The 11,589-nt window shown below is 69.4% G+C and carries 12 protein-coding genes; 11 read left to right on the forward strand and 1 reads right to left on the reverse strand.

The genetic code is table 11. The features are described from left to right. Positions 1 to 67 precede the first annotated feature (67 nt). The 9 genes from VF106_RS38880 to folK all read left to right on the forward strand — a co-directional run bounded on the left by VF106_RS38880 (position 68) and on the right by folK (position 7,928). Positions 68 to 442, forward strand: coding sequence for a hypothetical protein (locus VF106_RS38880; RefSeq protein WP_330844997.1), 375 nt, complete (start codon positions 68 to 70; stop codon positions 440 to 442). 50 nt (positions 443 to 492) lie between these two features. After that, a complete protein-coding gene (locus VF106_RS38885) occupies positions 493 to 1,014 on the forward strand; it encodes a DUF3558 domain-containing protein (protein ID WP_330844998.1) in 522 nt (173 codons plus the stop codon). Between the two features lie 14 nt (positions 1,015 to 1,028). Beyond that, positions 1,029 to 2,342, forward strand: a complete 1,314-nt coding sequence (locus tag VF106_RS38890) for a hypothetical protein (protein WP_330844999.1) — start codon at positions 1,029 to 1,031, stop codon at positions 2,340 to 2,342. Between the two features lies 1 nt (position 2,343). Beyond that, on the forward strand, positions 2,344 to 3,078 hold the full coding sequence (locus VF106_RS38895; protein WP_330845000.1) for an ESX secretion-associated protein EspG: 735 nt from the start codon (positions 2,344 to 2,346) through the stop codon (positions 3,076 to 3,078). A gap of 185 nt (positions 3,079 to 3,263) precedes the next feature. After that, positions 3,264 to 5,570 carry an ATP-dependent zinc metalloprotease FtsH gene (gene ftsH, locus VF106_RS38900; RefSeq protein WP_330845001.1) on the forward strand — a complete coding sequence of 769 codons (2,307 nt, stop codon included), beginning with the start codon at positions 3,264 to 3,266 and terminating at the stop codon, positions 5,568 to 5,570. Between the two features lie 55 nt (positions 5,571 to 5,625). Further along, a complete protein-coding gene (gene folE / locus VF106_RS38905) occupies positions 5,626 to 6,240 on the forward strand; it encodes a GTP cyclohydrolase I FolE (protein ID WP_330845002.1) in 615 nt (204 codons plus the stop codon). Then, entirely contained in the window at positions 6,240 to 7,067 is an 828-nt protein-coding gene (gene folP / locus VF106_RS38910; RefSeq protein WP_330845008.1) for a dihydropteroate synthase, read from the forward strand. Before folE ends, folP begins: the two co-directional genes overlap by 1 nt. Continuing rightward, positions 7,060 to 7,434 (forward strand): dihydroneopterin aldolase, encoded by a 375-nt coding sequence (gene folB / locus VF106_RS38915; RefSeq protein WP_330845003.1) that lies wholly within the window; start codon positions 7,060 to 7,062, stop codon positions 7,432 to 7,434. Before folP ends, folB begins: the two co-directional genes overlap by 8 nt. Continuing rightward, the gene (gene folK / locus VF106_RS38920) at positions 7,431 to 7,928 is read left to right on the forward strand and encodes a 2-amino-4-hydroxy-6-hydroxymethyldihydropteridine diphosphokinase (protein WP_330845004.1); all 498 of its coding nucleotides are present in this window, start codon (positions 7,431 to 7,433) and stop codon (positions 7,926 to 7,928) included. Before folB ends, folK begins: the two co-directional genes overlap by 4 nt. A 611-nt stretch (positions 7,929 to 8,539) precedes the next feature. Here the strand turns inward: folK and VF106_RS38925 are convergent. Beyond that, positions 8,540 to 9,454 carry a helix-turn-helix domain-containing protein gene (locus tag VF106_RS38925; protein WP_330845005.1) on the reverse strand — a complete coding sequence of 305 codons (915 nt, stop codon included), beginning with the start codon at positions 9,452 to 9,454 and terminating at the stop codon, positions 8,540 to 8,542. 43 nt (positions 9,455 to 9,497) lie between these two features. On the opposite strand from VF106_RS38925, the gene VF106_RS38930 reads away from it, so the two are divergent. Then, positions 9,498 to 9,971: a DUF3180 domain-containing protein gene (locus tag VF106_RS38930; protein ID WP_330845006.1), complete on the forward strand. Its 474-nt coding sequence runs from the start codon at positions 9,498 to 9,500 to the stop codon at positions 9,969 to 9,971. A 57-nt stretch (positions 9,972 to 10,028) separates the two neighbouring features. After that, entirely contained in the window at positions 10,029 to 11,318 is a 1,290-nt protein-coding gene (locus tag VF106_RS38935; protein WP_330845007.1) for a DUF6779 domain-containing protein, read from the forward strand. Positions 11,319 to 11,589: the final 271 nt, after the last annotated feature.

Raw genomic sequence — 11,589 nt, forward strand, 5'->3', positions numbered from 1 at the left:
CCTCGACACCTGTCACGCGCCGCACGCGAGGGGTGTGCGCGTCGGGGAACAACCGGGGAGCACAAGGGTGTACGAGGCAATCGGAGGCGCGGTCAGCGCATTCAGCGCCGCCGCGATGGCAGGCCAGGTCTCGATCGAAGCAGACGCGGCCGCCGACGCACTGAGCCGAATCGGCAAGGTCAAGGACGAGTTGACGGTCTTGCTCAGGCAGGGTGGCAGCGGTGGGGCCGCGACTGAGGTTCAGTTGGGCGCCAACCCCGTTGGTCAAGCGATGTCAAGGAAGTCGATGGGCCGCTACGACGGCGACGACTCGTTCGTTGCGGTGCTGACGCTGTTGCTCGACCAGACGGAGAAGGCCGAGATCGCGCTGAAGCAGTGCATCGACAACTACGTGGACGAGGACGACCTGCACGCCGCCACGTACAACAGGACGCAGCAATAGTGGCTCCTGTCAGGAGGCAAGGCCTGGTCGCGGTTCTTCTCGGTTTCACCGTGCTCACCGCCGTGGCGTGCAACAGCGCCACGGCTGGCAAGCCGGAATCGACGGACACCTCCTCGCAACCCTCCGAAGAACCGTCCTCTGAGTCCACTTCGGAGCCCGAGGAACCCGACTACTCGTTGGCTCGTCTGTGTGAGTTGTTGGCGCCTGAGGAAGCCGAACAACTGGGCGGTTCCGCGGAAGGCGAAGAGGGCAACAGCATCACCGACGGTCATGACATCTGTACTTGGCAGAACGAGACCTACCTGATCGTCGGTTATCAACCCGGCCTGACGTCGGCGAATGTGGCAACCGGGCCTGGCGTCACCAACACACCGACCACCATCGACGGGTTGACCGGCGTGCAGTCGCGCGAAGCGGACCCTCCGGGTTGCCAGGTGTTGGTCGACCTGCCAAGCGGAAAGCTGCTCGGCGTCAGTGCGGGCCCGTTGTCTGCCGGTGAAGGCAAATACGAGGCCTGTGACCTGGCGAACCAGTTGGCGAACCTGATCATTCCCAGGGTGAAAGACCAGTAAGGGGGCGAGGAGACATGGCTCCGAACAACGAGCACTACGACACCCACGACTACGCGGGCGACCAGGCTGCTGACACGCGCCGGACGATGAACCGCATGGGGGAGGAAGACCGGTCCTCCACACAGGACATCCAGAACTCGATCAACACGCAGCGGTCCCAGGAGCTGGCCCCTGAGGTCCGGATGGGTGACGACCGGGTCATCGGGGACACCCCGAACTGGGATAGCTACAGCAGCGAGCAGCTCTACAACTTCGCCACCCAGAGCAACAGCCCGTCGACCGCGGATGATCTCGGGCGGGCCTTCAACGACGGTGGCAACAGCCTCGCCGAGGCCGCCAACGGGCTTCTCGACGCCGTCTCGCGTCTCGACGGGGCCTGGTCCGGCGCCGCGGCGGACTCCGCGAAGGGTGCGCTCGCCCCGCTCGCCCAGGCCGCTGGTGTCGCCGGGCAGACCGCGCAGCTGATGGGTGTGCGCATGTCGCAGCAGTCGGTGGCCGCGACCGAGGTGCGCAAGCTCCCGCCGGCCAAGGAGTTCGACCAGCAGCAGCAGCTCAACGCGATGCTCGCCGGCGGCCCCGTGGCCATGCAGCAGGACCTCAAGGCGCAGAAGGACGCCGCCGACGCGGTCAAGAAGGAACAGATCTCCTACCTCAACACCTACACCCAGGCCATGAGCTCGGTCGACGCCCAGACGCCGTCGTTCGTCCCGCCGCAGGAGACTATCGGCGGGGGTTCGAACAGCAGCTCGAGCTTCACCAGCAGCAGGGTCGCCATCCCCGGCACGGGCACCGGCACGCCATTCACGGGCACCACGACCGGCGCGCCGACCAGCAAGTACACGGGCTCCGCCGGCCCGAACGGCAGCGCGCCCGGCCTGTTCGACAACAACGGCCAGACCGACCAGAGCGGCTACACCCCGATGCCCGGCATGGGCACCGGCGCGTCCGGCTACACGATGCCCAACACGACCACCCCCACGCCAAGCACGTTCGGGCCAGGCGGTGGCCCCGGCGCTGGTGGCTTCGGCGGCGGGTTCGGCAGCTTCGGCTCGCCCGGCGGCGCGGGTGCGGGTGGCGCGGCCAGCGGTGGCCCTGGCGCCAACGCCGGTGCGACGCCGAAGGGGCTCGCCCCGAGCAGCCTCTCGCCGACCGGCTCGGCCGCGGGTCGCGGTGGTGCGGGCGGCATGGGGGGCGCCCCGCGCGGCAAGGGCGACAAGGAAGAGGACGACGAGCACGAGCGGCCGGCGTACCTGGTCGAGGGCGACCCGGAGAGCACCTTCGGCAGCGACGCACTGACCGCTCCGCCGGTCATCGGGGGCGACGACTGACGTGCAACGTGAACGGCTGATCAGCCCCATCGCACTGGACTTCCTGTGGGAGGCGCTCGACGCGGGTGAGCCGCCCTACCCGCTGGAGATCCACTCGCACGGCGCCACAGTGGACAGCCGCGCGATGCTGCGGCAGCGGATCCGCGAGCAGCTGGTCACCGACCAGCTGCTCGACCGTGGCGGCCGGCTGGAGCCGGAGCTGGAGGACTGGCTCCTGGCGCTGGCCAACGCGGACCTGAGCGTCGACTCCGTCTTCATCCCGGAGGCGGGCGCCGAACCGGTGCTCACCCTGGCCGCTGCCGGCCGGGGCGCCGCCGTCCTGGCCATCCAGCAGAAGAACGGGCTGCGGCTGCGCCCGATCCCGAGGGACGGCCTGGTCTCCGCGATCGTCGGGATGCTGCCACCGGCCCGGCGAGGCGCCGAGACCTCGATTTCGCTACCGGCGAAAGAGCTGGCAGCGGTCGGCGGGCGGGGCGGAGCGCGGGCCAGCGACCTCGAGACCCGCAAGGCGTACGCCACGCTGACCGCCATGCCGAACCAGCGCGGCGGGCAGATCGCGGCCAACAGCCGCACCGACATGCGCGGACGCCGCCGCTCGACGGTGCTCTCGTGGTTCGACAACGAGTCGGGCCGCTACCTCACCCAGTCCAGGAACGACTGGGTGACCATCGCGCCGGCCGACGCCGCCACGCTGCGGCACCGGATCGGGGAGATGGTGCGCGAGGTCACGTCCTGACCTGCACGGACACCGCGGGAACCGATTCGTCCCTTCTTCCGTTGGACCCTTGAGAACCCCACACGTGTACTTCGCGCAGTGGGGGTTCAACCACGAGCGGTACGCTGGACGGACCGGAGTGCCTCGTCCGGCCAGGTAACACATGCAGTCAGGGAGGGTCGGGCCGCGCCTGCGGCCGTAAGTTGATGGACCGCAAGCGCCTGCTTCGCAACCCGCTGGTGTGGATCCTGGTGGTGTTGCTGCTCTACTTCTTGATCAGCATGTTGTTCGACGACACCCGTGGCTACACGGAGGTGCCGACATCGAAGGCGGTGTCCCAGGTCACCGCCGGCAACGTCGAGAAGGCTGATCTCGAGGACAAGGAACAGCGACTCAAGCTGACGCTGCGTGACCCGATCGAGCAGGATGGCCAGCGGGTCACCCAGATCATCACGCAGTTCCCCGCCGCTGCCACTGGCGACATCTACCGCCAGCTCGAGGAACAGATCGACAACAAGACCGAGTTCAACACCACGGTCACGCAGGAGAACTTCCTCACCCAGATCCTGATCTTCCTGATCCCGCTCGGCCTGCTGCTCATCCTGCTGATGTGGATGATGAACAACGTGCAGGGCGGCGGGAACCGCGTGATGAACTTCGGTAAGTCACGCGCCAAGCAGCTGCCGAAGGACATGCCGAAGACGACGTTCGCCGACGTGGCGGGCGCCGACGAGGCGGTCGAGGAGCTGTACGAAATCAAGGACTTCCTGCAGAACCCCGGCCGCTACCAGGCACTGGGCGCGAAGATCCCGAAGGGCGTCCTGCTCTACGGCCCGCCCGGCACCGGTAAGACGCTGCTGGCCCGCGCGGTCGCCGGTGAGGCCGGGGTGCCGTTCTACTCGATCTCCGGCTCGGACTTCGTCGAGATGTTCGTCGGTGTCGGCGCGAGCCGCGTCCGCGACCTGTTCGAGCAGGCCAAGCAGAACGCGCCGTGCATCATCTTCGTCGACGAGATCGACGCGGTCGGCCGCCAGCGCGGCGCCGGCCTCGGCGGTGGGCACGACGAGCGTGAGCAGACGCTGAACCAGCTGCTCGTCGAGATGGACGGCTTCGACGCGCGTGGCGGGATCATCCTGATCGCGGCGACCAACCGCCCGGACATCCTCGACCCGGCGCTGCTGCGCCCGGGCCGCTTCGACCGCCAGATCCCGGTGTCGGCACCGGACCTGATGGGCCGGAAGAAGATCCTCGAGGTGCACTCCAAGGGCAAGCCGTTCGACCCCGAGGTCGACCTGCTGAGCCTGGCCAAGCGGACCGTGGGCATGTCGGGCGCCGACCTGGCCAACGTCATCAACGAGGCCGCGCTGCTCACCGCGCGCACGAACGGCACCGCGATCAACGGTGTCGCGCTGGAGGAGTCGGTCGACCGCGTGATCGGCGGTCCCGCCCGCAAGAGCCGGATCATCTCCGAGAAGGAGAAGAAGATCACGGCCTACCACGAGGGCGGGCACGCGCTCGCCGCGTGGGCGATGCCGGACCTGGAGCCGGTGTACAAGCTGACGATCCTGCCGCGTGGTCGCACGGGTGGGCACGCGCTGGTCGTCCCCGAGGACGACAAGCAGCTCATGACCCGCTCGGAGATGATCGCGCGCCTGGTGTTCGCGCTCGGCGGTCGCTCGGCCGAGGAGCTGGTGTTCCACGAGCCGACCACCGGTGCGTCGTCCGACATCGAGCAGGCCACCAAGATCGCGAAGGCGATGGTCACCGAGTACGGCATGTCCGCCCGGCTCGGCGCGGTCAAGTACGGCAAGGACGAGGGCGACCCGTTCCTCGGCCGGTCGATGGGCCACGCGCCGGACTACTCGCTCGAGGTCGCGCACGAGATCGACGAGGAGGTGCGCAAGCTCATCGAGGCCGCGCACACCGAGGCGTGGGACGTGCTCAACACCTACCGCGACGTGCTCGACAGCCTCGTGATGGAGCTGCTCGAGAAGGAGACGCTGCAGCGCAAGGACCTGGAGCGGATCTTCGCGAACGTGGAGAAGCGGCCAAGGATCACGGCGTTCAACGAGTTCGGTGGCCGCACCCCGTCGGACAAGCCGCCGATCAAGACCCCTGGCGAGCTGGCCAAGGAGCGCGGCGAGCCGTGGCCTCCGGTCCGTGAGGAGGAGCCGACGCCGGTGCGTACCGCGCCGGGCGGCGCCGACCTGCCGGGTGGCCCGCCACACTCCAACCCGGAGCCGCCGGGTGGCAATGGCGCGGGCCCGAACGGGCTTCCACAGCCGTCGCCGCGTCCTGGCGGATTCCCTCCGTACCCGCACTACGAGTCCCAGGGCAACGCCGGCCCGCCGAACTATGGCGCCCCGCCCGGGTGGACCCCGGCGACGACGCCGCAGGGCACGAACCAGCAGCCGTGGCGCCCGTCGTGGGACCAGCCGGAGCGTCCGTCCGAACAGGACCGGCAGGACGGGACCGACCGGCGTGACGGTCCCGAATGGGATAGTGGTCGCTGAGGGGTCCTGACGAACGCGGGGACCCGAACTGCGACCGGAGGCAGAGGCTGTGACGGTGAACGGGTCCCAGCGGGGCCCGCTGTACCCCGGCGGGTCGGTGTTCGATCAGGAACGGGCTGAGAAGGCGGTCCGGGAACTGCTGCTCGCGTGCGGTGAGGACCCGGACCGCGAAGGCCTGCAGGACACCCCGAAACGGGTGGCCAAGGCATACCTCGAGATGTTCGCCGGTCTGTACACCAACCCGGACGAGGTGCTCGAGCGGACGTTCGACGAGTGCCACGACGAGCTGATCCTGCTCACGGACATCCCGCTGTACTCGACGTGTGAGCACCACCTCGTGCCGTTCCACGGCGTCGCGCACGTCGGTTACATCCCGAACGAGCAGGGCAAGGTGACCGGCCTGTCGAAACTCGCGCGGCTCGTCGACCTGTACTCGAAGCGCCCGCAGGTGCAGGAGCGATTAACCTCCCAGATCGCGGACGCGATAGTCCGCAAGCTGGACCCGCGTGGCGTGATCGTCGTGGTCGAGGCCGAGCACCTGTGCATGGCGATGCGCGGCATCCGCAAACCAGGCGCCCGCACAACGACATCCGCGGTGCGTGGCATGTTGCGCTCGTCTGCGACGTCCCGTTCGGAAGCACTCGCCCTGATCAACGGGCGCTCCCAGTGATCAGCGCGCTGCCCCGCCCCGGCCGCTGCGCGGTGGTGGGCGTGCTGAACGTCACCCCCGACTCGTTCTCCGACGGCGGCCGCTACCTGAACCTGGACGACGCGTTCGTCCACGGCATGCAGATGTGGACGGACGGCGCGGACCTCATCGACATCGGCGGCGAGTCGACCCGCCCTGGCGCCGACCGCGTTGCCCCGGATGTCGAGATCGCCCGGATCCTGCCGGTGATCGAGGGCCTGGCGTCGGCAGGTGTCGCGGTGTCGGTGGACACCACCCGCGCACAGGTGGCGGAGGCGGCGCTGTCGGCGGGCGCGGTGATCGTGAACGACGTATCGGGCGGCCTGGCCGACCCGGACATGGCGCGGGTCGTCGCGGATGCCCGTGTGCCGTGGATTCTCATGCACTGGCGCGGCTATTCGAGGGACATGGACTCGCTCGCCACCTACGACGACGTGGTGGCCGATGTCCGCGCCGAGCTGACGGCACGGGTGGAGGCGGCGCTGGCCGCCGGCGTGTCCACGGACGCGCTGGTACTGGACCCGGGCCTGGGTTTCGCGAAGCGGGCCGAACACAACTGGGCGCTGCTGCGTCGCCTGGACGCGTTGCTGGCATTGGGTTTCCCGGTGCTGGTCGGCGCGTCACGGAAGCGATTCCTGGGGTCGCTGCTGGCGGACAAGGAAGGCGTGCCGCGGTCGCCGGACGGCCGTGAGGAGGCGACGGCTGCCATTTCGGCACTGGTGGCGGCGGCGGGTGCGTGGGGAGTGCGGGTGCACGACGTGCGCCGGTCGCTGGACGCGGTGAAGGTCGTGGAGGCACTCCATGGCTGACCGCATCACGCTGACGGGCCTGCGCGTCCGGGGCAACCACGGCGTCTTCGACCACGAGAAACAAGACGGCCAGGACTTCCTGGTGGACACCACGGTGTGGCTCGAACTGGCGCAGGCCGCGGAGACAGACAAACTGGCCGACACCCTCGACTACGGTGAGCTGGCGTCACGCATCGCGGCCATCGTCGGCGGCCCGTCCAGGGACCTGATCGAGACGGTGGCCACGGAAGCAGCCGAGGACCTGATGCGCTGGGACCCTCGCCTGCACGCCGTCGAGGTGACGATCCACAAACCGAGCGCCCCGATCCCACTGACGTTCGAAGACGTCGCGGTGACGGTCCGCCGCTCACGAAAGCGCTTGGGATGACAAGGGCGGTCCTGTCACTGGGCTCGAACCTGGGCGACCGCCTGGCCCACCTTCAGTCCGCAGTGGACGGTATGTGCGACGTGCTGGAAAAGGTTTCGCCGGTCTACGAAACGGCCCCATGGGGCGTAACGGACCAGCCGGACTTTCTCAACGCGATACTGGTGGTCCGGTCCCCGTCCGTGGACGAATGGGGCTGGCTACACAGAGGACAGGCACTGGAGGCCGCGGCGGGCCGGGTCCGAGAGCAGCGCTGGGGCCCGAGAACACTGGACGTGGACGTGGTGACGGTCGACGGCGTGACGAGCGACCATCCTGACCTCGTGCTGCCACACCCAGGCACCCCAACGAGGGCAACGGTGCTGATCCCGTGGCTGGCGATCGACCCGACAGCGGAAGTACCGGGCCACGGTTCGGTCGCGGCCCTGCTCGCAGCCCTCCCGGAGAAGGACCGCTCAGACGTCCACAAACGCACGGACCTGACCCTGAAACACTGAGCCAGTGCGGCTTGCGTGTCGCCCGAGGCCAGAAATGGCCTCACACCAGGCGGCGCCGAACGCAAGGTCTGCGGTCCTCACGCGACTCCGATTGACAGGCTCCAGTTCCGGACGATTGACCGACTTCCGATCGATTGCGCGGCCTCCGGCCCCCCGATTTCCACACTACCGGCGCACACCGACAATCCCGGCCCCACGAACGGCAAACGGCAACGGATTCACCCGCCCAACCCGAGCGAATGGTCCACTCGCGCGCCCGGGGGCCCCCCGATTTCCAGCCTAGCCGCGACCGCCGACAGTCCGGACGGTCGAAGATCATTCCCGGGCGAGTTGTCCACAACCTCCCTACTTGTCCACAGTGACCGTCCCCCCAGCGCCCGAAGCGCCGAAAGTGTCACCCCCGTGCCGTAGCGTGGTTCGAGGGGGCCGGAGGCCAACGGCCCGGCATCTCGAACCCGGCGAAAGCGCGGCCGGTGGGCGTCGACCCAGCCTGGATCAAGCAGATCAGCTGGGGATCGGTGTGGACGCCCTGGTTCGGAGCCATCAAAGGCGGAACAGCAGCCAGCATCTGTGACTGCTGTCCACAAGCGACCTTTCCCGGCGCGACGCACTCAGTTCGCGCGTAGTGCGGCCACGATCCACTCCGCGGCCGGGGCCTGCGCCGGCCACTGTGGCCATCCGTTGATCGTCGCCATCAGTTGCCAGTACCGCTCGGCCCGCGTGTCGGTGCCGGTCGCGATCTCGTCCGCGGTTTTCGCTGGGGGCTGGCCGAACGCCTCCGTGATCTCCGCCGCCAGTGCCTGGCCCGCCGGTGACGACGGTGCCTCGCCAGCCTCGATCGTCGCGGTGGCCCGCGTGATCCACCCTTGCCACCGGTCCTTGACGGCCGAGAACGGCTCGTCCATCGACTCGCCGGCTGCCCGCGCCGCCGAGTGTGCCTCGCTCATCGCACGGATGCGGGCGCGGAAGTCCTTGTCCCGCACCAACTCCGCCAGCTCCAGCCACGCCTCCAGCTGTTCCGGGCTCGGGTCGTCGGGGAGTGTCGGCTTGGCCGACCGCATGCCCGCGTCGAACGACGGGTTGATGTCCAACCCCGCCGTCACCTCGTCCCAGAAATCGTCGATCAGTGCCGCGCGCTCCGCGTCGGTCATCGACGCCAGTTCCTTCATCAGTCGTACCCCGTCCAGTTCGGTCCTGGTCCTGGCGATCGCGCGCAGCACGGCCCGCCGCAGCCGCAACACCCGGATCTGCTCATCCAGCAGTTCGACGTGCCGCTGTGCCAACCCGGCGACCGACTCGGCACCCGCCAGTGCGGCTGACGCGTCCGGCAGACCCAGGCCCAGCTCACGCAACGTCCGCAGCAGCTCCAGCCGGGCCAGCGACGCGCCGTCGTACAGCCGGTAGCCGGCGTCCGTGCGGGACGCGGGCGGCAGCAGCCCCTCGTCCGAGTAGAAGCGGATCGTGCGGGTGGTCAGGCCCGTTCGCCTGGCCAGCTCGCCGATCGTCAGGAGCCCCATGTTCGCCATGTTCAACCTTCCAGTTACTGGAGAGTCAAGTACGGTTGGGGTCATGCACTTCACCCGGGCCCGGGATCTGGTCCTCACCGGGCTCGTCGCGGCCGCGCTGACCTACCTGCTTGTGCGAGTCCTCTATGGACAGATGCCGCCGCTGCCGACCTTCGCCGGTGTCACGCTGCTCGTGCTCGGCGCGATCGAGGCATGGCTGGGTGTGTGGCTGCGATCCCGCATCCGCAACCCGCAGCGGGAAGTCCAACCGCTCACCGCCGCCCGCGCTGTCGCGCTCGCCAAGGCCTCGTCCGTGCTCGGCGCGATCATGTTCGGCGCTTGGCTCGGCGTGCTCGGCTACGTGCTCCCGCGTCGCGCGGAGATCACGGCCGCGGCCGGCGACTTCCGCAGCGCCGTGGTCGGTGTGACGTGTGCCGCATTGTTGATTGCGGCTGCTCTGTGGCTCGAATGGTGCTGCCGAGCGCCTCGTGACCAGGACAATCAGCCTCCCGAGCGTAGTTCCGGCGCGAGCGGTTGATCTTTGTTCCGAATCGTAATGGTCTCGACCACATAACGAACCGGTACGGTATGGGCCATGAACGCCCGCCGAGACCCCTCCGACGGGCCCGAGGCCGCCTCGTTAGGCGGGCGCGTGCTGCTCGTGGGCGCCGTCGTCTTCGCCGCCGCCGCGACCGGGCTGCTCGTGCTGACCGACGAACAGAAGTGGTTGCGACTGGGCATCGTCGCGGCGTTGTGGGCCGCGCTCAGCGGAGCGTTTCTCGCGGCGCGGTACCGCAGGCAGGTCACCGACCAACGCGATGTCGTCGCGGAACGGCAGGAGATCTACGAGCTGGAGCTCGAACGCGAGATCGCCGCGCGTCGTGAGTACGAGCTCGAGGTCGAGGCGAAGGCCAAACGGCAGGCCGAGGAGTCGTCTCGCGAGGACCTCGCCGCACTACGTGCCGAGATGCAGAACCTGCGGCAAACACTGGAAGGACTGCTCGGCGGCGAGTTCCTGGTCGAGCGTTACGCGCTGCGTGCCGAGTCCACCCGCATGCGCTCGCTGGGCGAGGACCGTTCCATCGCCGTCCGCCACGACGTGAAGCATCTCCCGGCCGCGCAGCCGATGGTGGTGCCGCAGGTCATCCGCGAGGCGGAGACCGAACTGATCGAACGCATCCGCGACACGACCCAGAAGCCCCCGCGCCGCGTCGCGGACTCCCGCCCACCGTCGGCGCCGCGCCGCCCCGACCGACCGACTCCCGAACCGGCGAAGCCCGCGCCAACGCCACGCCCGGAGCCCGTCACCCGACAGCAGCCACACCCGGCGGAGGTGTCCGACCGCTGGTTCGTGCCGGACGGCTTGGCAGGCGCGGCACCGCCGGCACCGCGCCGCGCAGAGCCGCCCCGCCGCCAGGAACCGCAGCGCCCGGCAGAGACACCGCAACCGCGGGCCGGGACCTGGGAGGACGGCGAGCAGGAGTGGGGGCCGTCGTGGGAGAAGCAGCCGAGGCCCGGTGCGCCGGTCGCGACCACGGCGGAGCAGGCGGACTGGCTCGCGCAGTACAACCAGCCGCCGCAGGCAGCGGAGCCCGGCAGCCGAGTCAACGTGCCGCAGCAGGAGCCGCCACGTCGCAACGGCGTGGAGGACTCGGCCGTCCTGCGCTTCGAGCCACCTCTCAGGCCGCAGCCCCCGCAGCAGCCCCAGGAAGAGGGCGGCGGCCGCCGCCGCCGAGCCGAGGGACAGCCGTCCTGGCAGGAGACCGTGGGGCAGCGCACCGACGAGGCAGGCGGCTCCCACGCCTCGGGCCGCTCGGTGAGCGAACTGCTCGCCAACCACGGCCGCGACGCGAGCCCCCGCCGCCGACGCCGCCGCGAGGACTGACCCACTCCGGACACATGGCGCCCTGCTGATCGCAGTTGGCCAGGCAGGTTCAGGACGCCTTTAGCTTGGTTCCGCTGAGTGGGGCGCGATGGCCCGGATTCCAGTGGCTTGGGGCCGCTGTGGCTAGTTTCGGGTGGCCTGCGGCGGGAACGGCCTGCGGCGGGAACGGCCTGCGGCGGGAACGGCCTGCGGCGGGAACGGCCTGCGGCGGGAACGGCCTGCGGCGGGAACGGCCTGCGGCGGGAACGGCCTGCGGCGGGAACGGCCTCCG

The organism is Actinophytocola sp. (assembly GCF_036378875.1).
GTDB lineage: Bacteria > Actinomycetota > Actinomycetes > Mycobacteriales > Pseudonocardiaceae > Actinophytocola.